At 59.8% G+C, this 22,716-nt stretch carries 24 protein-coding genes; 6 read left to right on the forward strand and 18 right to left on the reverse strand.

Going from position 1 to position 22,716, the window contains the following annotated elements:
- Positions 1-77 precede the first annotated feature (77 nt).
- Genes plsX through BLT85_RS06870 form a run of 3 tightly spaced genes read right to left on the reverse strand, consistent with a single transcriptional unit; the run spans position 78 to position 1,739 of the window.
- Positions 78-1,097, reverse strand: coding sequence for a phosphate acyltransferase PlsX (plsX, locus tag BLT85_RS06860; protein WP_093392501.1), 1,020 nt, complete (start codon positions 1,095-1,097; stop codon positions 78-80).
- Between the two features lie 3 nt (positions 1,098-1,100).
- Positions 1,101-1,283 (reverse strand): 50S ribosomal protein L32, encoded by a 183-nt coding sequence (rpmF, locus tag BLT85_RS06865; RefSeq protein WP_093392503.1) that lies wholly within the window; start codon positions 1,281-1,283, stop codon positions 1,101-1,103.
- A gap of 18 nt (positions 1,284-1,301) precedes the next feature.
- Positions 1,302-1,739: a YceD family protein gene (locus BLT85_RS06870; RefSeq protein ID WP_157718144.1), complete on the reverse strand. Its 438-nt coding sequence runs from the start codon at positions 1,737-1,739 to the stop codon at positions 1,302-1,304.
- 219 nt (positions 1,740-1,958) lie between these two features.
- Between BLT85_RS06870 and BLT85_RS06875 the strand changes: the two genes are divergently transcribed.
- Positions 1,959-2,537 carry a Maf family protein gene (locus BLT85_RS06875; protein WP_093392507.1) on the forward strand — a complete coding sequence of 193 codons (579 nt, stop codon included), beginning with the start codon at positions 1,959-1,961 and terminating at the stop codon, positions 2,535-2,537.
- A 6-nt stretch (positions 2,538-2,543) separates the two neighbouring features.
- Here the strand turns inward: BLT85_RS06875 and sppA are convergent, their stop codons facing one another.
- From sppA to rluC, 3 genes are read right to left on the reverse strand one after another with little or no spacing between them, the layout of a single operon-like run.
- Positions 2,544-3,548 carry a signal peptide peptidase SppA gene (sppA, locus tag BLT85_RS06880; RefSeq protein ID WP_407920161.1) on the reverse strand — a complete coding sequence of 335 codons (1,005 nt, stop codon included), beginning with the start codon at positions 3,546-3,548 and terminating at the stop codon, positions 2,544-2,546.
- 2 nt (positions 3,549-3,550) lie between these two features.
- Complete coding sequence (locus BLT85_RS06885) at positions 3,551-4,231, reverse strand: HAD-IA family hydrolase (RefSeq protein ID WP_093392509.1); 681 nt, start codon at positions 4,229-4,231, stop codon at positions 3,551-3,553.
- Positions 4,224-5,186, reverse strand: coding sequence for a 23S rRNA pseudouridine(955/2504/2580) synthase RluC (gene rluC, locus BLT85_RS06890; RefSeq protein WP_093397478.1), 963 nt, complete (start codon positions 5,184-5,186; stop codon positions 4,224-4,226). Before rluC ends, BLT85_RS06885 begins: the two co-directional genes overlap by 8 nt.
- A 662-nt stretch (positions 5,187-5,848) precedes the next feature.
- Here rluC and rne point away from each other — a divergent pair.
- Complete coding sequence (gene rne, locus BLT85_RS06895; protein WP_172829817.1) at positions 5,849-9,169, forward strand: ribonuclease E; 3,321 nt, start codon at positions 5,849-5,851, stop codon at positions 9,167-9,169.
- 68 nt (positions 9,170-9,237) lie between these two features.
- Here the strand turns inward: rne and murB are convergent, their stop codons facing one another.
- From murB to BLT85_RS06930, 7 genes are all read right to left on the reverse strand, one after another.
- Positions 9,238-10,263: a UDP-N-acetylmuramate dehydrogenase gene (gene murB, locus BLT85_RS06900; protein WP_093392513.1), complete on the reverse strand. Its 1,026-nt coding sequence runs from the start codon at positions 10,261-10,263 to the stop codon at positions 9,238-9,240.
- 28 nt (positions 10,264-10,291) lie between these two features.
- Complete coding sequence (kdsB, locus tag BLT85_RS06905) at positions 10,292-11,062, reverse strand: 3-deoxy-manno-octulosonate cytidylyltransferase (protein ID WP_093397485.1); 771 nt, start codon at positions 11,060-11,062, stop codon at positions 10,292-10,294.
- Positions 11,055-11,240 (reverse strand): Trm112 family protein, encoded by a 186-nt coding sequence (locus BLT85_RS06910; RefSeq protein ID WP_093392515.1) that lies wholly within the window; start codon positions 11,238-11,240, stop codon positions 11,055-11,057. Before BLT85_RS06910 ends, kdsB begins: the two co-directional genes overlap by 8 nt.
- Positions 11,240-12,196 (reverse strand): tetraacyldisaccharide 4'-kinase, encoded by a 957-nt coding sequence (lpxK, locus tag BLT85_RS06915; RefSeq protein ID WP_231701584.1) that lies wholly within the window; start codon positions 12,194-12,196, stop codon positions 11,240-11,242. The genes BLT85_RS06910 and lpxK overlap by 1 nt, the downstream gene beginning before the upstream one ends.
- Positions 12,197-12,255: 59 nt before the next feature.
- Entirely contained in the window at positions 12,256-12,690 is a 435-nt protein-coding gene (locus BLT85_RS06920; RefSeq protein ID WP_093392517.1) for an ExbD/TolR family protein, read from the reverse strand.
- Between the two features lie 2 nt (positions 12,691-12,692).
- Entirely contained in the window at positions 12,693-13,364 is a 672-nt protein-coding gene (locus BLT85_RS06925) for a MotA/TolQ/ExbB proton channel family protein (RefSeq protein ID WP_093392519.1), read from the reverse strand.
- Between the two features lie 85 nt (positions 13,365-13,449).
- Entirely contained in the window at positions 13,450-15,696 is a 2,247-nt protein-coding gene (locus BLT85_RS06930; RefSeq protein WP_093392521.1) for a DNA internalization-related competence protein ComEC/Rec2, read from the reverse strand.
- A 100-nt stretch (positions 15,697-15,796) separates the two neighbouring features.
- On the opposite strand from BLT85_RS06930, the gene BLT85_RS06935 reads away from it, so the two are divergent.
- The gene (locus BLT85_RS06935) at positions 15,797-16,321 is read left to right on the forward strand and encodes a DUF2062 domain-containing protein (protein ID WP_093397491.1); all 525 of its coding nucleotides are present in this window, start codon (positions 15,797-15,799) and stop codon (positions 16,319-16,321) included.
- A gap of 8 nt (positions 16,322-16,329) precedes the next feature.
- Here the strand turns inward: BLT85_RS06935 and lolD are convergent, their stop codons facing one another.
- Positions 16,330-17,019 (reverse strand): lipoprotein-releasing ABC transporter ATP-binding protein LolD, encoded by a 690-nt coding sequence (lolD, locus tag BLT85_RS06940; protein WP_093392523.1) that lies wholly within the window; start codon positions 17,017-17,019, stop codon positions 16,330-16,332.
- A complete protein-coding gene (locus tag BLT85_RS06945) occupies positions 17,012-18,256 on the reverse strand; it encodes a lipoprotein-releasing ABC transporter permease subunit (RefSeq protein WP_093392525.1) in 1,245 nt (414 codons plus the stop codon). The genes lolD and BLT85_RS06945 overlap by 8 nt, the downstream gene beginning before the upstream one ends.
- Positions 18,257-18,350: 94 nt before the next feature.
- On the opposite strand from BLT85_RS06945, the gene BLT85_RS06950 reads away from it, so the two are divergent.
- The 3 genes from BLT85_RS06950 to BLT85_RS06960 are packed head-to-tail and all read left to right on the forward strand — an operon-like array spanning position 18,351 to position 19,962.
- Positions 18,351-18,941, forward strand: coding sequence for a PilZ domain-containing protein (locus tag BLT85_RS06950; RefSeq protein ID WP_093392527.1), 591 nt, complete (start codon positions 18,351-18,353; stop codon positions 18,939-18,941).
- Positions 18,938-19,240, forward strand: coding sequence for a hypothetical protein (locus BLT85_RS06955; RefSeq protein ID WP_093392529.1), 303 nt, complete (start codon positions 18,938-18,940; stop codon positions 19,238-19,240). Before BLT85_RS06950 ends, BLT85_RS06955 begins: the two co-directional genes overlap by 4 nt.
- Positions 19,237-19,962 (forward strand): glycerophosphodiester phosphodiesterase, encoded by a 726-nt coding sequence (locus BLT85_RS06960; RefSeq protein ID WP_093392531.1) that lies wholly within the window; start codon positions 19,237-19,239, stop codon positions 19,960-19,962. Before BLT85_RS06955 ends, BLT85_RS06960 begins: the two co-directional genes overlap by 4 nt.
- A gap of 39 nt (positions 19,963-20,001) precedes the next feature.
- Here BLT85_RS06960 and sthA read toward each other — a convergent pair whose 3' ends face one another.
- The 3 genes from sthA to BLT85_RS06975 are packed head-to-tail and all read right to left on the reverse strand — an operon-like array spanning position 20,002 to position 22,715.
- The gene (gene sthA / locus BLT85_RS06965; RefSeq protein ID WP_093392533.1) at positions 20,002-21,396 is read right to left on the reverse strand and encodes a Si-specific NAD(P)(+) transhydrogenase; all 1,395 of its coding nucleotides are present in this window, start codon (positions 21,394-21,396) and stop codon (positions 20,002-20,004) included.
- A gap of 53 nt (positions 21,397-21,449) precedes the next feature.
- On the reverse strand, positions 21,450-21,689 hold the full coding sequence (gene nqrM / locus BLT85_RS06970; RefSeq protein ID WP_093392535.1) for a (Na+)-NQR maturation NqrM: 240 nt from the start codon (positions 21,687-21,689) through the stop codon (positions 21,450-21,452).
- 3 nt (positions 21,690-21,692) lie between these two features.
- Positions 21,693-22,715, reverse strand: a complete 1,023-nt coding sequence (locus BLT85_RS06975) for an FAD:protein FMN transferase (protein ID WP_093392537.1) — start codon at positions 22,713-22,715, stop codon at positions 21,693-21,695.
- Position 22,716 lies beyond the last annotated feature (1 nt).

Below are 22,716 nucleotides of genomic sequence, written 5' to 3' on the forward strand. Positions count from 1 at the left end.
TTTTTGAACATTATCGTTTATAGAAGGCTAGGACAGCTCGCCGGTCCGGAGGTTTGATGCCCACGGGCAGACAAGGGTCACAACTGCAGCCGGCACTCGGCGAGCTTATGGGCGATTCGCTTGGGCAGTCCCGCCCGACAAGCGATCATTGCCCGCTCGATCGCGGTCTCGAAGGCCAACTGGTTCGCTGCACCATGGCTTTTGACCACCACGCCGTTGAGACCGAGCAGACTGGCACCGTTGTAGCGAGCCGGATCGTGCCGTTCGCCAAACGGCTTCAGCGCGCTGCGCAACAATGGAGACATGAGACGGAGCCAGCGATTCGCCGCGAGCGCCTGTTTGAGTTCGGACTGAAGATAAAGCGCCAGGCCTTCGCTGGCCTTGAGCACGACATTGCCGACAAACCCGTCGCAGACGACGACATCCGCTTCGTCACGAAACAGACCGTCACCTTCGATATGACCGACATAATTCAGCGCCGGGCAGCGTCTGAGCATGTCGGAGACGTCACGGACGACCTTCCCGCCTTTGTGGACTTCGCGCCCAATGTTGAGCAGACCAACACGCGGCCGGGCCAGCCCAGTGGTCTCGCGCACGGTCTCGGATGCCATGACCGCAAACTCGAACAGCTGTGTTGCCGAACAATCGACGTTCGCGCCCATGTCCAGAACATGACACGCCTTGCCTGACACGGGGAGCGCCGCCATGATCGCCGGTCGCTCGATACCCTCAAGGGTGCCTAGAATAGAGCGAGCTAGAACCATCAAAGCACCGGTGTTGCCAGCACTGAGACAGCCGTCAGCCACACCATCACGGACCTGTTCAATCGCCACGCGCATGGACGCATCGCGCTTGTGACGAAGCACGCTAGCAGGGGAGTCATCGGCAAGAATGATTTCGGTCGCCGGTACCCAGCGTATCCGATCCTGAGGAAGCGGATAGTGAGTCACCTGTTCATGCATCGACTCGGATGAGCCAACCAGAATGACCTTGAGCCCAGGATGTGTCGAGAGACAGCGGGCAATAGCAGGAATAATGCAGCGAGGACCGAAATCCCCGCCCATCACATCAATCGCAAGACGGACTGACGCGGACAAGACTTATTCGTCGTTGTCCTTGTTGATCACCTGGCGACCGCGGTAGAAACCGTCCGGCGACACGTGGTGACGAAGGTGAGTTTCACCGGTGGACTTGTCAACGGACAACGCCGGTGCGGACAGGGCGTCGTGCGAACGACGCATGTCGCGTGCGGAACGGGACTTTTTGTTCTGCTGTACAGCCATGACTTTAAGCTCCTAAGCTCAGGTATCGCGTTTTAACTTGGCCAGCACGCTGAAGGGGTTGGGCTTGCTCGCCTCCTCCTCCGGCTGCCCGGCATCATCGGACTGGAAACCAGGCGGATGCTGGCATGTTCCTGTTGGATGCATCGGAACTGCAGGTAATGCCAGCAGCAACTCGTCTTCGATCAATGAGATCAGATCGAGCGACTCATCATCCAGAATAACCGGTTCATACTGACGCGGCAGCGTGCGAGCCGCCTCGTCGTTTTCCACGAACCCCACCTCGCATCGACTATTCAGCGGAATCTCCACCGGCTCAAGGCACCGCTGACAAATCAGCGTCGCATCGACCTGGTAGTGACCGCCCATCATCGGAATGCGCTGTTCGTCGCGACCGAACTCCAGCTCGACCTGGATATCGCCGGCCGGAGCGGCAAGCAGAGCATTCAGACGCGACATTTTCGCCGCGCTCACCGGCCCTTTCAGGACGATTCCGCGATCGACGAGTCGGCGTGGTTCTATGTGTGCAGGTATGGGTCCAGACATAAGCGCGCAATTCTATGGATGCAGGTGGCTACTGTCAAAACTATTTGCATCGAATTTGTACCGGCTGCGCCGGGCCTTAAACACTATAGAATGCGTCGATACATTCAGCCCACCCCTAAATAGAGGAACGCGATGACTCGCCTCATCCTGGCTTCCGGCTCACCCTATCGCCGGGACCTGTTGCAGCGCCTGGGTATCGAGTTCGAATGCTGCAGCCCTGACATCGACGAAACGCCGCTCAGCAGCGAATCCGCAGAGGATCTCACTATGCGTCTGGCCAAAACCAAGGCCCATGCACTCGCGGAACGCTACCCGGCACATCTCATCATTGGCTCTGATCAGGTTGCACTATTGGACGGCGAGCCTGTAAGCAAACCCGGAAACCATGCCGAGGCGACGATTCAGCTGCGCCGCTCTAGCGGCCGCTGCATCACGTTCTCGACCGCGCTCTGTCTGCTCAATACGGCGAACGGACGCTTGCAGCTCGCCGTCGAGCGCTTTCACGTAACATTTCGGAAGTTGAGCGATGACAGCATTGAGCGTTACTTGCACGCCGAAAGACCGTATGACTGCGCTGGGAGCTTCAAGATGGAGGGACTGGGGATCAGTTTATTCGCCTCCTTGCGCGGAGACGACCCCAACAGCCTGATCGGTCTTCCGCTGATCAGGCTGTGCGACATGCTTGCCAATGAAGGGATCAACCTCCCCTGATCGGACTCAGCGCAGCGCTGGCGACGACTCCAGACCCAACCGGGTGGCAATGGCATTGCCCATGCTGGTACCCAATTGGCGAGTGAACCGCTGCAGTGGTGATTCGCGGTGGGTGAAATCGACAGTTTCCTCCGCACCGATGATGTCCCGGGCTACCGTCGAGGTGCTCGCCAAACCATCGACCAGACCCAACTCCAGAGCCTGTTCGCCGGACCATACCAGCCCGCTGAATAACTCGGGATGGTCTTTCAACCGGTCGCCCCGCCCCGCCTTGACCTGCTCGATGAACTGGCGATGCGTGGTGTCCAGCACTGTCTGCCAGAACTCGCGCTCTTCGGGCTTTTCTGGCTGAAAAGGGTCAAGGAAGGTCTTGTGTTCTCCAGACGCATAGGTCCGACGCTCCACACCGAGCTTGTCCAGCGTCTCGACGAAACCAAAGCCAGCAGCGGTGACGCCGATCGACCCCACCAGACTGGCCTTGTCTGCGTAGATCTCGTCAGCCGCTGCAGCTATATAATAGGCCCCCGAGGCACCGATATCGGCGATCACCGCATATACCTTCGTCTCGGGGTATTCGCCGCGTAGTCGCTTGATTTCGTCGTAGACGTAGCCGGACTGCACAGGGCTTCCGCCCGGACTGTTGATGCGCAGCACCACGCCCCGCGTATTTTCATCTTCGAAAGCGCGCCGCAAGCTGGTAACGAGGTTATCTGCCGAAGCCTCTTCCAGATCGGCAATTGTGCCGCGCACTTCGACCACCGCCGTGTGCGGCTCGCCGACACCCTTGCTCTCATCCATGCCACGGAAAGGAGAAAAAAGCATTACCGCTGCGAACAGATAGGCAAACGTGAGGATCTTGAAAAAGATACCCCAGCGACGCGAGCGGCGCTGCTCCTGAACCGACGCCATCAGGGTTTTCTCTAACAGGGTCCAGGCCTTACGATCCTCGCCACCCTTTACCTCGTCTTCGCGTGACACCATTTCGCCTTCCGTCCACCGATCCGATTGCATCGTTATACCTCTGTAACCGGCCGGCCGCTTAGCTGCGGCATTACCCAGCCGTGAAATTCGTTGAAATCATCAATACATCGCTCCGGAGCGAAGCGCAAGAGATGCTCACGCGGCTGCGCGCCATAACTGACCGCCACCGGACGCACCCCGGCAGCCGAGGCCATACGCAGGTCGAATTCACTGTCTCCGAGCATCATTGCCTGCGCCGGCTGCACATCGAGCTCCGCTAGAATCAGCCGCAACATCAGAGGGTCCGGTTTGCTCGCGGTTTCATCCGCACACCGAGTCGAATCGAAAAAGCCTTCCAGGTCATGGGCTGCCATGACCCGCTGCAGCCCCCTCCGGCTTTTGCCCGTCGCCACAGCGAGCTTGACGCCTTGCCGGCGGAACGCATCGAGGGCGTCAAGCACGCCAGGGAACAAGGGTGACGGGGTCTGCTCCAGCTGCAGATAGCAGCCGCTGTATGCACTGCGCAGCACCTCCGCTTGATCGGCATCGATGGTCGGATACAGCGTAGAGATAGCCTCGGGCAAACCCAGGCCAATAATATCTTTCACGGCACGATCGGAGCAGCGCGGCAGCTCTGTCAGATCGGCAGCGGCTTGCATTGCCCGGACGATACGCAGGACCGAATCGGCCAAGGTGCCATCCCAATCGAATATGAGCGCACGCAGATCAGCCATTCGAACCAAGCTTGTTCAGAGTGCGATCCCATATTGGCCCCGGCTCTGCCCGGACGTCCAGCCGCGAGCCGTCCGGCAGTTCCGCAGAGAGGGAAAAGGCGTGCAGGAACATCCGCTTACCGCCAACTTCTCGAACCAAAGTAGAAAATTCATCGTCACCGTATTTGGGGTCTCCGGCAATCGGGTGACCGGCGTGCCGGGCGTGGACACGGATCTGGTGCGTCCGCCCGGTGATCGGTCGAGCCTCGACCAGGGTTGCCACATCGCCAAAGCGCTGCAGAACCTTGAACTCCGTCAATGACTCCTTTCCTTCGGCGTTCACTTCCACCATCCGCTCGCCGGATCGCAGATTGTTCTTCTGCAACGGGGCGTGAACACGGCGCGTGGTCGCGGGCCAGCGACCACGAACGAGAGCCATGTAGCATTTGGTCACCCCGTCACCACGCAGCGCCGCATGAAGATGGCGAAGCATGCTGCGCTTCTTTGCGATCATCAGGCAGCCGGACGTGTCTCGATCCAGCCTGTGGACCAATTCCAGCTGATCACACTCCGGACGAAGCTGACGCATCGCTTCGATCACACCGAAATTGACACCGCTGCCGCCATGTACCGCCAGGCCCGCAGGCTTGTTGATAACGATCAGTCCCTTGTCTTCATACAGGATGTTGTCCTGCAACGCCTGCAGGATGCCTTGACCGACCAGCACCGGCTCCTCCGGAGTGGGCAACCGCACTGGAGGGATGCGCACCAGATCGCCGGCCTTCAGCCGATAGTCAGGCTTGATCCGGCCTTTGTTGACGCGCACCTCGCCCTTTCGCAGGATGCGGTAGACCAGCGTCTTGGGAGCGCCCTTGAGACGGGTGATCAGATAGTTGTCGATGCGCTGACCGGCATGACCCTCATCGATGAGGTCGGTCTGAACGGATGCGGAGGTGCTGGAGGAAGGCTCTGTCATGCGCGCATAATACATTTTTTGAGCTAATTGAAGCACTTAAAAAATGCTGATATAGTCCAGCGAGCTGCTTGTCTTGCAGCCGGGGAACCCGGGTTCGAAGGAACCTGGCCCAACTCCCCAGAAATACCGAGACAGAGGCTTGGCCAGGCTAAAAGAAGATGCCGGTGAGCCGTGCTCGACATGCTGTCTGCCATGTGGCAGGCAGAATATTCAACCCGCTCGCTGGATGACGATGAGCGGCACCCGATTCAGATGGGTAAGTGTTTAGGTGGAGATGCACAGCTTCAGGATCATGTGACGAGCGCTGACACTTGCCAATTAATGTGTCCCCGTCCAAGTCCGGCTGATTCCTCCCTAAGAACCTTTCACCTCCGCGGGCCAGAGCCAGAGAAGGCGAATGAGGCGTTTCGGTTATATCCACAGTGTGGATGCCTACGCCCTTCAACGCAGTATGGCGGTGCACAGCTGGTAGTGAAGAAGGTTCGAAGATGCGTTTCTCTGTACTCGCCGTATACAGACCGAACTGTCGCTGCCCCGGGCAACGATATGAACTCTGAACAAGGGCAAGGTTGGCCCATGCAGAAACACACCTGACACCTGGCAGATGAGTCTCGGGTGCCGTTATGTGTCGTTCCGGTTGGCACTGGACACAACGGTACTTCATGAAAAGAATGCTGATCAACGCAACTCAACCTGAAGAGTTGCGCGTCGCACTGGTAGACGGCCAGCGCCTGTACGACCTGGACATCGAATCCGGGGCACGGGAACAAAAGAAGGCCAATATCTACATGGGCCGCATCACTCGCGTCGAGCCCAGCCTCGAAGCCGCGTTCGTTGACTTCGGGTCCGAACGTCACGGCTTCCTCCCCCTTAAGGAAATCTCGCGGGAATACTTCTCCAAACAGCCTGAAGGCCGTGTCAACATCAAGGAAGTGCTCAAGGAAGGCCAGGAAGTCATCGTCCAGGTCGACAAGGAAGAGCGCGGCAACAAGGGTGCAGCCCTCACTACTTTCATCAGTCTGGCCGGACGCTACCTGGTTCTGATGCCGAACAATCCCCGTGCTGGCGGTATTTCTCGTCGCATCGAGGGTGAAGAGCGCAACGAGCTGCGCGAAGCACTAAACAGCCTCAACATTCCTGCCGACATGGGCATGATCGTGCGCACCGCCGGCCTGGGCCGCAGCGCCGAGGAACTGCAGTGGGATCTCGACTACCTGCTGCAACTGTGGGAAGCCATCAAATCAGCGTCTTCCGAGCGCACCGCCCCTTTCCTGATCTACCAGGAAAGCAACGTCATCATCCGCGCCATCCGCGACTACCTGCGCCAGGACATCGGCGAAGTGCTGATTGACAGCGAAACGGTCAAGGAAGAAGCACTGAATTTTATCAGTCAGGTGATGCCGCAGTACGCCAGCAAGGTCAAGTTGTACGACGACAGCGTTCCGCTGTTCAACCGCTTCCAGATCGAAAGCCAGATCGAGACCGCATTCGAGCGCGAAGTGAAGCTGCCGTCAGGTGGATCCATTGTGATCGACCACACCGAAGCACTGGTTTCGATCGACATCAACTCTGCTCGCGCGACCAAGGGCGGTGATATCGAAGAAACTGCCTTGCAGACCAACCTCGAAGCCGCCGAAGAAATCGCCAGGCAGCTGCGCTTGCGCGATATCGGCGGCCTCATCGTCATCGATTTCATCGACATGACGCCGGCCAAGAACCAGCGCGCAGTCGAAGAGCGAGTCCGCGAAAGCCTCGAAGCCGATCGCGCCCGCGTGCAGGTCGGGCGCATCTCCCGCTTCGGCCTTCTGGAAATGTCCCGTCAGCGCCTGCGTCCCTCGCTTGGCGAAACCAGCGGCATCGTATGTCCGCGATGCAACGGTCGCGGCACCATTCGCGACGTGGAATCCTTGTCCCTTTCGGTCCTGCGGCTCATCGAAGAGGAAGCGCTGAAAGAGCGCACCGCGGAAGTACGTGCCCACGTGCCGATCGCCGTCGCGACCTTCCTGCTCAATGAAAAGCGCGAAGCACTGGCCAAGACCGAAAAGCGCACCAAGGTGCGTCTGGTCATCCTGCCAAGCGAGCATATGGAAACGCCGCATTTCGACGTACAGCGTCTGCGTGATGATCACGAGTCAGTGGTCAACAACGAGACCAGCTACGCCATGAAGGTTGAGGTGGTTGCCGAGGAACCCGTTCAGGTCAGCCAGACCCGTGCGATCGTTCGTCAGGAAGCGGCAGTAAAGAGCATCGCCCCTTCCCGTCCGGCACCGACCCCCGCTCCGGCCCCCGTAGCCGTCACCCAGGTCATCCAGCAGAGCCAGCCGGGATTGTTCAAAGGCATCATCAAGTCCCTGGTAAGCCTGTTCGCCGGCAACTCGGAACCGGAGGTCACTGAAGAAAAGGCTCCAACCGAGCAGCAGCGCCCGGAGCGTAAGCCGAGCCGTGACAGCAACCGTGGCGACGATCGTCGTAACGGACGTCGCCGCTCACGTAGCGAGCGGCCTGAGCGCAGCGAAGGCGATCGCAAGCAGGCTGGCGGTCGTCAGGAGCGAAACGAGCGTCCTGAGCGCGCGGAGCGAGCTGAGCGTACCGAACGACCAGAACGCAAGACTGAGCAGGCGGAACGCAAGACCGAGCAGGCTGTTGAAAGCAAGCCGGTGGAAACTACCCGCCGCCGCCGTCGCAATCCGGAAGCAGCCGAGCGCGCACCACGCGAGGAAGAATCAGCGCGCACCGATGCGCCTGTAGAACCACGCAACCAGTCCGAACGTCGTCCGCGTCAGGAAGAAAAGCCGGATGTCGAAGACACCGTAGCCATTGATGCCGAGCAGCAGGACGAGCAGAACGAGGGCGATCGTCCCAAGCGCCGCTCGCGCAACAGTCAGCGCCGCCGCAACAACCGCCGTAGCCGACCCGCTCAGGATGAAACCGCTGCGAGTGGTGACGAAGCGGCTAATGACCAGTCCGAGGCCGGACAGGAAGCCGCAGAGAAGACGCCTCAGGTCTCGACCGAAGCTGCCGCCGCCGCTACCGCTGCGATTGCTTCCGGCCTTGGCGAGGTTTCGGCGAACATGAGCCCGAGCGAGTCGGAAACGACTAGCGACGATGCTCCGGGCGACGTCCAGACGCCAGTCGAAGAAGGCCTCAATCAGAATGCAGCCGACGCCGAGCAATCGATCTCGAATGCAGTCGAAGCCTTCAGCCAGTCGCGGCGGGATCAGGCTGGCGAACACAGCGCCGAAGCGATCGATGCTGACGCAGGTCTGACGGCGGAACTGTCCGACGAGCCCGAACAGGTTCAAGCGCCAACCGTCAACCAGGTCGAAGCACAGGCAGAACCTGAAGCCAAGCCAGAGCAGGCAGAAGAGCCCGCCCCGGCCGCTGCAGACAAGCCCTCCGTTGACGAGCCCGCAGTCGCTGAGGAGCCCGCGGCTGCACCGGCTCTGACCGAAAGCGGTCGTGCGTATAATGATCCGCGTGAAGTGCGTCGCCGTCAGCAGGAAGCCAAGCGCATGGCCGAGCAGCAAGCTGCCGAGGCAGCCGAAGCTCAGCAATCCACCCTGCCCCTGGAGACTGCCGAAGCACCGAGCTCGGCCAACGCGACCGGTGACGACGCACATCCCGATACCAACGTGCTCGCGCAGCAGTTCGAGGGCGAAGGTGAAAGCGGAGCCACCGAGCCAGCAGAGAAGCCTGTGCACAACGCAACCGGCGATGTGGGGCATCCGGACCTGAACGTACTGGAACAGCAGCTTGACATGCCGTCGGAAGCGGAAGTGAATACTCAGACCCAGCCCGAACCCAGCGACGTTGCCGGCCATCCGGACACCAACGTGATGGGCCAGCAGCTGGACGATGAGTCTCAGGCCAACGACGTTCCGACTGAAGATGGCACAGGGAAGACTGGTCACCCCGACACCCATGCTCTCGCACAGCAGTTCGAAAGCAAGGAAGACGAGGATGACCAGAAGCCCAAGGAATAAATTCCGGGCGACATGAAAAAGGGATGCCTCGGCATCCCTTTTTTTGCTTCTGAACAACCAGTATTGATCTACCCGCCGAGCAACTGCGGCTCCATCTCGAGAGCAACCCCGAAGCGGCTGCCCACGTCAGAGCGAATCTCATCTGCCAGAGCCATCACGTCCTTCCCCTTCGCACCGCCATGATTGACCAACACCAGCGCCTGATCGCGATGCACCCCGACCGTACCTCGCCGCAGCCCACGCCAGCCTGCCTGATCGATCAGCCAGCCCGCGGCGAGCTTTACCGAGTCCACACCCTGTGGATAGCAGGGCATGGCGGGATGGTCCCTACGCAAACGCTCTGCCTGCTCGCTCGAGACCACAGGATTCTTGAAAAAGCTGCCGGCATTGCCAATCAGCGCCGGATCAGGAAGTTTGGAGCGACGAATGCGGCAGACCAGTTCGGCGACCACACGGGAATCGGGCCGGGTCAGACCGGTCTCATCCCAGGCGGCCCGAAGCGGTGCATAATCGACGCGCAATCGAGGCGTGCGTGACAGACGTAGCCGAACCTGGAGGATGACGAAGCGCCCCGGATGACGCTTGAAAACGCTATCCCGGTAGCCGAAGTCACAGGCCTGCCGATCGAAGCGCAGGACTTGAGCCGTCTTTCGATCAAGTGCGTCCAGACTGTCGAACACATCGGCCAACTCGATACCGTAGGCGCCGATATTCTGGACCGGCGCCGCACCCGTAGTACCCGGAATCAATGAAAGATTTTCCAGCCCGGAGAGCCCCTGGTCGAGAGACCAGGCGACTAGCCGATGCCAGTTTTCGCCCGCTGCAGCTTCGATTAGCACCGCGTCATCGTGCCGAGCCAACACTCGTCTGCCAAGGCTGCGCATGCAGATCAGCAGGCCCGGAACCGGTCCGCCCAAAACGACATTGCTGCCGCCGCCCAGAATCGTAACGGCCCAGCCATGTCGGTCCGCCAGCGCCAGTGCGTCGAGCAGCTGTGAGAGCGTCTCGACTTCAACGAGATGATCTGCCGGTTCGCAGATACCGAAGGTGTTGTAATGTCGGAGATCAACGGACTGGCGCACCGAGGTCATCACGGCTCGCTCACCGATCCAAGCGCGGCAGTCATGCGCCGCCCAGAAGCGAACGGACGCGCGCCAGATCCTCGAATGTATCGACACCCGCTGGTGGCGTTACGCACGCATCAGCTACATGGATGCGCTGGCCGTACCAGAGCGCGCGTAGCTGCTCCAACGATTCCACGGTTTCCAGCGGGCTGACCGGCCAGGAGACGTAATCGTGAAGGAAGCGTACTCGATAGGCATAAAGACCGATATGCCGACGAAAGGCGACATCAGCGGGCAGCGAGGCCGGCCGCCCCCCGGCAAATTGGTCGCGACACCAAGGCATAGGCGCGCGGCTGAAATACAGCGCGTAGCCCGCCTGATCGGTCACAACCTTCACTACGTTCGGGTTGAACAGCGCGTCGATATCGGTCAGCGGTTCCGCCAGCGTGGCAATGCTCGCCTGAGGGGCGGCCTGCAGGTCGGCTGCCACTTGCTCAATGAGTGCCGGGGGAAGCATGGGCTCATCACCCTGCACGTTCACCACGCAGGCATTCGCAGGCAGTTCCAGGTGAGACACGACTTCCTGCAAGCGATCGGTACCCGAGGGGTGATCCTCACGCGTCAGCACCACGTCGGCACCGAAGCCTCTGCAAGCGTCGACGATCCGTTGATCATCGGTCGCAACCGTCACGCTAAGCGCACTGCTTTGGCGTGCCTGTTCCCAGACTCGCTGAATCATCGGCTTGCCTGCGATATCCTGCAGCGGTTTGCCAGGCAAACGGGTGGAGGCAAAGCGGGCGGGAATAATGACGTGATACATATCAGCGATCCAGACGCTCATCGGCGTCAAGGGCGCGGGCTTCGCTTTCCAGCATAACCGGAATGCCGTCGCGCACCGGATAAGCCAGTCCATCGGCACGGCACCACAGCTCGCTCTTGTCCCGGTTTTGGACCAAAGGTCCTTTGCATAACGGACAGGCGAGTATATCGAGCAGTTTCGGATCCATCAGGGCTCTCCAGGGAAAAGTGATCGGGGCAACCGGGCGTCCAGAGCTTTGGCGAATGCGTCGCTTAGAACCGCCTCCACGCTCAGGTACCACCAGTTGTCCTGCGCCAGCTCGTTGCATTTGACCGCGTCCTTTTCGGTCATGATGACCGGGCGCGAGGCGTCGAATCCGGCAAAACTGTCTGCATTGTAATCGGCGTGATCGCCGAAGGCATGTTTTCTTGGCGCAAAGCCAAGCTGCTGCAACGTATCGAAGAAGCGTTGAGGGTTACCGATGCCTGCCAGCGCCTCGACCTCTCGTGTCCCGCGCCAGCTATCGATAGCCATGCGCTGCCCGCTGCGCACGTTAACCAATGCTACTGGCTCTAAACGCATCGCGTAGCAGCCCTCAGCGTCGGCAGGCGCGCCATTGCGCACCAGCAGATCCACGCTTTTCAGTCGGTCCGCCGGCTCGCGCAGAGGGCCCTCTGGCAGACAGCGTCCGTTACCCAGGCCGCGAGCGTGATCGATCATCACCAATTCGACGCTACGCCCGAGCCGATAATGCTGCAGACCATCATCACTGATGATCACGTCGACCCTATGGTGCTCTAGCAAGGCGCGGCAACCACGAGGCCGGTCGGGATCAATTACCACAGGTATATCGAAGCGCCGAGCGATCAACAGCGGCTCGTCGCCACTCTGAGTCGGCGCATCGCCAGCCTGGACAAATCGCGGAAAGTCGCCCGGCTCGGCGCCATATCCTCTGCTGATCAGCCCGACGCGCAAGTCTCTGGCGCGCAGGTGCTCGATCAGCCAAAGACACATTGGCGTTTTGCCGGTGCCTCCAAGGGTGATGTTCCCGACTACGATCACAGGCACCGGTGGCGCCCATTGCTCCGCCCGACCGGACAGATATCGTGCTCGGCGGCGGACAACAAGACTGGCGTATAGCGCGGAGAGCGGTCTGAGCAGCATCAGCCAGCGATGCCGCTCATACCACGCGCGCAGGAAAAATCGCTCAACAGCTGGACTGCTCACTGCGAGCCGCCCGCCTCCATTTGACTGGTAGTCAGACGCAGCCGACCGAAACCGAGCTGACCAGCCGCATCCATCGCCGTAATCACTGCCTGGTGTGGGGTCTGGGCGTCGGCAGTGATGATAACCGGCAGGTTGTTATTCCCTGCCGACTCCCGCTGCAGGGCAGCCATGAGCTTCTCCAGACTCGGGTCGATGAGAACCTTGTCATTGATCGCGGTTTCGCCCGCAGCGGAAATCGTAACCTCGATCTGCTGCGGAGCAGCCGAGTCCACCGTCTCTCCGGAGCCGGCTTGCGGCAGATCGATTTTCAACTGCGTTTCGCGAGTGAATGTGGTGGAAACCATGAAAAAGATGAGCAGCAGGAATACTACGTCGATCAACGGCGTCAGATTGACCCCGACCTCGTCGAGTTTCTGTCGGCGGAAATTCACGGTCAGGCCCCTTTACGACCGCTGCCGGTACGTAGCGGAACAGGTTCGCCACCAGCACCGCTGTCGATCTCACGATTACCTTGCATGACCTCTACCAGTTTGGTCGCTTCCTGCTCCATGCTCACCACCAGCTCGTCAACACGACGTACAAAGAAGCGGTGGAAGAACAACGCAGGAATGGCCACCGTGAGGCCGGCCGCTGTGGTCACGAGCGCCTTGGAAATACCGCCGGCCAGCACACCGGTGTTGCCGGTTCCCTGGGTCATGATCGCACTGAACACGTCGATCATGCCGATGACGGTTCCCAGCAGACCCAGCAAAGGGGTGATCGCAGCGATGGTACCAAGCGTGTTGAGATAGCGTTCCATCTCGTGGATCACCTTGCTCGCCCCCTCCTGAATGCACTCCTTCATGATTTCCCTGCCATGACGGGCATTGGCCAGACCGGCCGCAAGGATCTCGCCGAGCGGCGAATCAGCGCGCAAGGTCTTCAATTTGACGGCGTCAAGTTGACCATCCTTGACCCAGCGCCAGACCTGGCCGAGGAGATTGGGAGGGGCTATGCGACTGGTGCGCAGTGTCCATAAGCGTTCGATGATGATTGCCACGGCGATGACCGACGACAACAGAATCGGCAACATCAGCCAGCCACCGGCACTGATCAATTCCCACACAAGCGATCCCTCCCCCAAACTGATATGACTCTAGCACAGGCCCGTACACGGCTCGTCCGTCAGCCGCCTGTGAAAATCGATGTTGTTATTCGTGCCAGAAGCGTCTGTTCTCATCCCGCCAGTGCCAGCTCAACCTGCCTGGACCTGACTCGTCAAATTCGAACCTGATCGCCCCGGAGCGCGCAGTATAAACCGGTTCCGCATGCAATTCTCGGTAACGTTCCACAACCTTCTGATGCGGATGCCCGAATGGACTGTAGAAAGCCGAGCTGAACACCACCCAACGCGGCGAAACCGCGCGGATGAAGGCGTAGGAGGACGACGTTCGGCTGCCATGATGCGGCGCGATCAGCAGATCCGCCCTCAACGGTTCGGCGAGCATTTGATACTCGCCGCGAATACCCAGATCACCAGGTAACAAAACCGAACCCCATTGGCTGGTAATACGCAATACGCAGGAACGCTCATTTGCAGGGGCAGGCGGCGGTGCGCTGTACACGACACGGAACTCGACCCCATCCCTGCTCCAACTCTCCCCCGGCTGGCAGGGTTGCGCGCCTAGGCTGGCGAGCTCATCGGGCTGGCCAGACAGCACGCGCCCTACGGGAATGCGCTCCATAAGCGCCGCCGCTCCGCCAGCATGGTCGTTGTCGGCGTGGCTGAGCAGGAGCGTATCGAGTTTACTGACGCCGAGATCGAGCAGTGCCGGGTAGACGACCGCTTCGCCCAGGTCAAAGCCGCTACGCAGGCGCGCGCCAGTGTCATACAGCAGGACGTGGGAGTGTGTCTGGACCAACACCGACAGGCCCTGCCCGACGTCCAGCGCTGTCACCCAGAACCCGCCCGGCTCGGGGATACGCGAAGTTGGGAGAAACAGCGCCACCAGGCAGGCCAGCGCCGGGATTCGAAGAATACTGGATAGAGGGCTTATCAGCGCCAATGCGCCAGCCGCTCCGATGCTCCAGTTGACCCACCCCGGAAACCCAAGCGTTACCGGCGCACGCCACGACGCAGCATGCTCCAGCAGATAAAACAAAGCGTTCAAAGCCTTTGCGGACAACCACAGCAGGGTCGAAGAGTCGAAATAAAGCTCAGTCAGAGTGCCAAGCAGGGCGGCCGGTACGACCGCTAGACTGACCCAGGGAATGGCAATCAGGTTGACCACCGGAGCAGTCAGGCTTCCGGGCATACCCCAGAGGACCAGCCACGGCCAGAGGCCGATGAAGATGACCCATTGCGCCCGCCCCCAGCGCCACCAGATTCCGCGTATGGCCAGGCGCCCGGCCATGCCGAGCAGTAACAGCCCTACCGCCACGAAAGAGAGCCAGAAACCCGCCCTCAGCGGCGCGGCCGGAGCCAGGATCGTCACCGCGCACAGCGCGCCCAACCAGAAAACCCAGGCGTTGATCTGCCGGTAGCGCAAACGCGCCAACAGCACCAGCGCCACCATGAGCAGCGCTCTCTGGGTGGGCACTGCAAACCCGGCAAGGCCGGCGTACAGGGCGGCAGCCGATAGCGCCAAAGGCGCCGCAAGCCATTGTTGCGGGTACGATACGCGCAGCAATCCCAGCCAACCGATTGCCGAGACCATCGCGAAAACCGCGGCTGCGACCATACCTACGTGCAGTCCGGATATCACCATCAGGTGCCCGGTGCCAGTGGCCTGCAGCGTTTGCCAATCAGTGTCGTCGAGCGCGCTGCGGTCCCCGACCACCAGAGCGATCAAGCGCTCCCCACCGGGGTATGCCGAGAGCGTCTCGCTAAGCCGCTGACGCACCAGCCTCCGCCAGCGTGAAAGGCTCTGGGCCTCGGCCTCGATACGTTCGCCTGAGCGGATACTCGCTACCGCTCCAATCTGTTGAGCGAATAGCCAGGACTCGTAATCGAAGCCCCCCGGATTGGACATGCCGCGCGGTCGACGCAGGTTGCCAACAAAGCGCCACCGCTCTCCGGGCTCTACCGCCTCGCCCGCATACCAGTGCGCCCGCATGATCGGAAGCGCGCCGCCAGTTTCGGCGTGATGCGCATTCTCGATGAGAAAACGCCAACCAAGCGCGGTCCGCTCGGGCAAGCCGGCTACTTGCCCGGTGAACGTAATTCGCTGGTTGTCGAGATGCTCGGGGAGTCGCTCGTCCATCGCCGTCTGATGATGGTTGCATGCCCATGCCAGACCCAGCAGAAACAGCGCGACAGGACGCCAGCGTGGGTGCATCGCTGCCGTACAGGAAGCGACTGCGAAGACTGCGATAAGCCATGGCGGAGCAAGCGCCGGAAACGAAAGCGGCGTGATCAGCCCGACGAACACCGCCGTCAGGCCTAGCGGTAGATTCATTGTGGAAACATCCTGTTCGCCACTGCTCTGTCAGGCGGTAGTTACTGCCTGACATTCCATGCATAATTGGTTTTACTCTTCCAGCAGCCAATGGTTTGCGATGCCGCGCCGCCTACTCAAACGCTACATGCCCACCCCCGAGCGCATCAAAGCCAACAAGTCGCTGCGCTTCCTCGGCACGATGCTGCATGATCCAAACCTGTGGCACCTTAACCGCCACAGTGTGGCTCGAGCAGTTGCCATTGGTTTGTTCGTCGCCCTGCTGCCAATTCCGATGCAGATGCTGCTTTCAGCGTCCGTAGCAGTACCTTCGCGGGCAAATCTGCCCATCTCGGTCGGCCTGGTGTGGCTGACCAATCCGGTAACCATGCCGCCGATCTTTTTCATTGAATACAAGATCGGCACCCTGCTGCTCGGCACGCCTGAGCGCACCATGCCGATGGAACTATCGTTGACGTGGTTGAGCGCAGAGATTCAGCATCTCTGGCAACCGCTCCTGGTGGGTTCACTACTGATCGGCATCATCGCGGCGCTCATTGGCTACAGCGCGACGATGTTGTATTGGCGTTTGTGGGTTTACCGCAACTGGCAACGACGCAAAATGAGACGTCGTCACCAGAGCTGAACGAAAAGTTAGCGGATCTGCTTTTCCTGCAACCGGCCCTCGTTCAGGGTCAGTGCACGATCCATCTGCCCGGCAAGGGCAAGATCATGCGTCACCACCAGAAACGCTGTCTTCAGACTCTGACTCAGCTCAAGCATCAGTTGCTGGATGCCTCGCGCCGTGTGCTGATCGAGGTTCCCGGTCGGTTCGTCGAGTAGCACGCAGGCTGGCTGGTTGATCAATGCCCGGGCGATCGCCACCCGCTGCCTCTCTCCGCCGGACAACTCGGCCGGTTTGTGTCCGGTCCGCGCAGACAACCCCACCCGTGCAAGCATCTCCTCAGCTCGCGCCCGCACGTCGGCGATCGGACGACTACCAATCAACAAAGGCATCGATACGTTTTCCAGCGCGCTGAACTCGGCGAGCAAATGGTGGAACTGGTAGACGAAGCCAAGACCGGTATTGCGCAGCTTGCCCCGCTCCGATTCACGTAGCGCCGACATCTGTTGTCCTGCCAGCCAAACCTCGCCTTCGCTGGGTGTATCCAGTCCACCGAGCATGTTGAGCAGCGTCGTCTTGCCAGACCCTGAACTGCCCACGATGGCGATACGCTCACCGCGACGAAGGGTGAGATTGACGCCATCAAGAACCTTGAGTCGCTGCGGACCAATCGCATATTCCTTGCTCAGCTCACGACATTCCAACACGACATCAGTCATAGCGCAGGGCCTCCGCTGGCTCGGTACGCGACGCACGCCAGGCCGGGTATAGCGTCGCCAGGAAGCTCATGCCCAGCCCGGCCGCGCAAATAAGTACCACATCGCTCCAGATCAGCTGGGACGGCAGGTAGTTGATGAAGTACACGTCGGAACTCAGGAATTGCGTGCCGAGCATGCCTTCCAACCCGGCGACCAGCGCCGAGACGTTGAGCGCCGCCAACACCCCGAGAATGCAACCGGCGACTGTCCCGACCACACCGATGACCGACCCTTGAACCATGAATATGCCCATGATGGTGCCTGGGGAAGCACCCAGCGTTCTCAGGATGGCGATGTCCGCTTTCTTGTCGGTCACCACCATCACCAGGGTGGAAATGATGTTGAATGCAGCGACCGCGACGATCAGCAGCAGCAGCAAGCCAATCATGGTTTTTTCCATGCGAATAGCGGCGAAGAGATTACCGTGGCTACGCGTCCAGTCCTGGGCGTAATACTCTCCGGGAAGCCGTGTCACCAGGTCCCAGGCGACACGGGGAGCTTCGAACAGATCCTGCAGCTTGATGCGCACCCCCTGCACCTGACCCGGCTTCCAGCGTGTGAGCCGCGCTGCGTCGCCGGCGTGAATCAGCGCCAGCGAGCTGTCCAACTCGGCTCCTACCTTGAATATGCCCGCCACTCGGAATCGCTTGAGCCGAGGAAACACGCCGGCCGGCGTAACCGATGCCTCAGGTAGAACGAAAGTGAGCATATCCCCTTCCCCCACGCCGAACCGGCGCGCGGTCAGCTCGCCTATGATGATCCCGAATTCACCATCGGCAAGATTATCGAGCGACCCAGCCTGCATATGGTCCTCGATGATCGAAACCCGGGCTTCCGCTTCGGGTATCACACCATTGACCAACACCGGCGCTACGTTTCCGTCGTGGGTCAACATGCCCTGGAGCTGCACGAACGGCGCGGCGGCTTCCACTCTCGGATCTGCGAGCAACGCATCAGCCAGCGACCGCCAGTCGTCGATCGGCTGATATCCGTTGATGGTGGCGTGTGGCACCATTCCCAGGATTCGCGTGCGCAGCTCACGATCGAAGCCATTCATGACCGAGAGCACAAGAATCATCACCAGCACGCCCAGCGTCAGGCCAAGCATGGAAATCAGTGATATAAAGGAAATGAAGTGATTGCGTCGCTTGGCACGCGTGTAGCGCAGGCCAATGAAGAAAGGCAGCGGTCTGAACATGAAATTCCAGTCACCAGAGAATCGGGTGGGCCCGGGCGCAGGCCGTTCGGGCTGACATGTTACACTGAAATCGGTTTCGGTAAACGGCCCCAGCATGCAACCAGCAGACGACAACCCCGACGACAAGCGCGACTTCTTCAGAATCCAGGAGACCCTGTTTCTGGATTATCGTATCGTTCCCAGCCCAGAGGCCGATGCTGGCTTTGGTGAGCGCTCTCCTCTGTTCGGGCTGCTCAGCGACCTGCACCGGCTCGACTACGAGTCGCAACATCTGCTTCGTCAGATTGCCGAGCGAGACCGCGGCCTCGCGCACTATTTGAAGATCATCAATAAGCGAATCGACCTCATTGGTAAGGCCGTGTCGCTTCAGGTGGCTGACGAACCTGGTCATCCTACCGACGTCACGCTTAGCGAGGGCGGGATGTCCTTCAGCTGTGACGAAGCGTTGAATCAGGGAGACTGGCTATCTCTGCGCCTTGTACTGCAGCCGACTCCACTGGGCCTGGTCTTACCGGCACAGGTGATTCGCTGCGACCGGCTCCCCGACTCCCCTCGCTGGATAATAGCAGTCAGTTTCGATGCGCTGGATGATCAGCAGCGCCAGTTGCTGGCCCGCCATATTCTGCAAAAGCAGGCACAGGATATCCGTGCCGCCAGATCCACCCCGCAACGGACAGCCGAATGAAATCAGTTCCATTTGCACTCTTGTTTTGCATGCTTTCTCTGGGCCTGGCTCACGCCGATACCTTGACGATACCTCTCGGCCAGCAGCAGGCCGCCCGGCAGCCTGACTCGTTGCCGCAGCGAGGCATGAGCGCCCAGACCCTGCTCAAGCGCCATGGGCAACCATCGCGACGCCACGAAGCGGTCGGCCAACCGCCGATTCGTCGGTGGGATTACGCCAGCTTCAGCGTATACCTGGAACACGATCATGTGGTTCACAGTGTTCGTCAGCACCAGCCACGGACGTCCACCAACCCATGACTATTCTGTACGGCCATCGGGGTGCCCGGGGCGAGGCACCGGAAAATACCCTGCCGAGTTTCAATCGAGCTCTGGAAGCCGGAGTAACTCGCGTTGAGCTTGACCTGCATTTGTCATCCGACCGGCAACTCATGGTGATCCATGATCCAACACTCAAGCGCACCACGAGGATCAGGGGCAAGGTAAGTCAGCACACCGCTGAAGAGCTCAATCAAATCGACGCGCGATACGCCTTGCCCAACTGGCCGTCAGCCTGCGCTATTCCTACTTTGCAGATGCTGTTCGAAGCCTGTCCGGAGATCGAACATTATCAACTTGAGGTGAAGAGCGGCTCCGCAGGGCAGTCTCGAATCGTGCTGCAGGCTATCGCGGACCTGGTCTCACATTTCGGACTCGAGAAGCGTGTGGTGATTACTTCCAGCAGTCGCACACTGCTGCGCTATGCCCGAGACTCCAGATACGGACTCTCTACGGGCCTGGTCGAGGAGTACGGGATCCTCGATCCGATACGAAGCGCCCAGCGCTATGGCTGCGATTTTCTCGTCCTGAACTGGAAGCTTTGTACGGCGCAACGCGTGCGTCAGGCGCAGCAGGCCGGATTGCACGTTTCAGTTTGGACAGTGAACGAGCCGGACCTGATGCGGCGGCTCGTTGAGATGGATGTGGACAGTATCATTACTGACGTGCCGGCTCTGGCCGTACGAACCCTGACATCGTCCTGAACACCAGGGCCCGGTTGCTACGTACCGGGCCGAACTGGATCAGAAGAGGCGGTTCAACCCATCCAGAGCGGCCACGCGGTAAGCCTCGGCCATGGTTGGGTAGTTGAACGTGGTGTTCACGAAGTACTTCATGGTGTTGGCCTCGCCCTTCTGATTCATGATCGCCTGGCCAATGTGCACGATCTCCGAGGCCTGGTCGCCAAAGCAGTGAATTCCCAGCACTTCGAGCGTATCGCGGTGAAACAGTAGCTTGAGCATACCGACCGGCTCATTGCTGATCTGGGCCCGCGCCATGTTCTTGAAGAACGCCTGGCCCACCTCGTACGGCACCTTCTCTTCCGTGAGTTCGCGCTCCGTCTTGCCCAGAGAACTGATCTCGGGAATCGTGTAGATGCCTGTCGGGACATCATCGACGAATCGCCAGGCGTCGTTACTGACGATATTGCCGGCCGCAGAACGACCCTGATCGAACGCGGCACTGGCCAGACTAGGCCAGCCAATGACGTCACCGACTGCATAGACGTTAGGCACCTGAGTACGGTAATTTTCATCCACCGACAGCTGGCCCCGACCGTTCGCCTTCAACCCGATGTTTTCCAGCCCAAGGCCGTCGGTATTACCTGTCCGACCATTGCACCAGAGAAATGCATCGGCCTTTACCTTCTTACCGGACTTCAGATGCAACAGCACGCTGTTACCGGAACCTTCGACCTTCTCGTACTCTTCGTTATGACGAATCAGCACCGCGTTGTTGCGAAGGTGATAGCTCAAGGCGTCTGAAATCTCGTCATCAAGGAAGCTGAGCAAGCGGTCCCGATTATTGATCAGATCGACCTTAACACCCAGGCCACAGAATATCGACGCATACTCCGAACCGATCACACCTGCACCGTAGATGATCATGGTGCGCGGCGTGTGGCTTAACCGCAGAATGGTATCGCTGTCGTAGATGCGCGGGTGGTTGAAGTCCACATCCGCCGGCCGATAGGGACGAGACCCGGTTGCAATGATGATTTCCTTGCCGATCAATTTCTCGACGGCGCCCGAATGGCTGACCACCTCGATAGTGTTCTCATCGGCAAAGCTACCACGACCGAAGAAGACATCGACCCGGTTACGCGCGTAGTAGCTGGTACGCGAAGCGACCTGTTTGTGCAGGACCTTCTCCGCGCTTTTCAGTACCTCAGGGAATGGAAACCAGCGCGGATCGCCAATCGTCCGGAACATCGGATTGGTGTTGTAGTTGATGATCTGCTTGACCGCGTAACGCAACGCCTTTGACGGGATGGTACCCAGGTGAGTGGCATGACCTCCAACCGCCGGACTGGCCTCGACAACGGCCACCTTGCGTCCGTGCTTGGCCGCGTTCATCGCGGCTCCTTCCCCTGCCGGGCCTGAGCCCAGCACCACTACGTCATAGTTGTATACGGCCATTACTGGTTCCTTGTCTCGCGTGCGGGAATGCTTGCATGTGCCGCTGGAGCCGCCTAGTCGACCTTGGTAGCGTCGTAGGCCAGATCCTTGCGGCCACCTTCGCCCTGCTCGGAGTCGCCGTTGGTCTCCTCGCACTTGTTCGGGTTGCCGCCACATATTGAGCAGCTCTTGTCGATACCGAGCATGCCGATACCGCCGCACGAGCCTGCGATAGGCTTGCGTCCCATCATCACGCCGACGGCCATCCCGGCAACAACCAGAGCCATCAACAGAAAAGCCAGAAGCCAAACCATAATCTACTCCTTGCCCTTGCGCAGGGCATTGAATTCGGGAGTCGCACGGGAAACGAAACCCGTACCCTGGCGAACCACAAACAGCGCTGCCACATCGTGAGCCAGCGCGAATTCCCAACCCTCTTCCGGTCCCAGGACATGTAAAACCGTCGATAGACCGTCAGCCTGCATCGTTGACGGATGCAGTACGGTGACCGCTGCCAGCTGATGCATCACAGGTGTACCGCTGCGTGGGTTGAAGGTGTGTGAATACCGCTTGCCTTCATACTCGAAGAAGTTACGGTAATCCCCCGAGGTTGATACACCGTAACCATCAAGAGGCAGAATCAGTTGAGCTACCCGGTCGTCGTCACGAGGCTCCTCAATGGCGATGCGCCAAGGGCTGCCGCCAGGCTTGAGGCCGGCCGCCTTGAGTTCGCCGGTGATTTCCACCATATAGCTTGTGATGCCATGCACGCCAAGGTGTTCCACCACTTCGTCGACCATGTACCCGGCTGCCAGACCACTGATATCAAGCAACACATCGGCGTCTTTGCACAATTGGTCCCCGTCCAGCCGTAAGTGGTGCTGCCCTACCCGCTCGAGCGCGTGCCGGAGCTCATCATCACCAGGAAGCACATGCTTACCAACCGGACCATGAAAGCCCCACAGATCCAGAAGCGGCCCGACGGTAATATCGAAAGCGCCACCGCTACGCTGATTCAGCGACTCGGCTGCCTTGACCAGGTCCACAAGCGACTCGGGAATCTGTCGGCAAGCACCGACCGGAGAAGCATTGAAACTCGCCAGATCGGAGTCCTCGCGCCAACCCGAGACCTCTCGATCGAATTGTTCGAACATGGCTTCCAGCGACGCTTGCAGCGCGGCCGGTTCAGGCGAATCTCCAACACCCACCCACTTGATGGAATAGCTGCTACCCATGGTGGAGCCGGTCACTTCGAGTACCGGCTCGGCAGAATTGAAACAGCCCGTTAGAGCCGCTGCCAAGGCAACAGCAATAACGGGCTGAGTGACGCGTCGCAACATT

Origin of the sequence: Halopseudomonas xinjiangensis (assembly GCF_900104945.1) — a bacterium.
Lineage (GTDB): Bacteria > Pseudomonadota > Gammaproteobacteria > Pseudomonadales > Pseudomonadaceae > Halopseudomonas > Halopseudomonas xinjiangensis.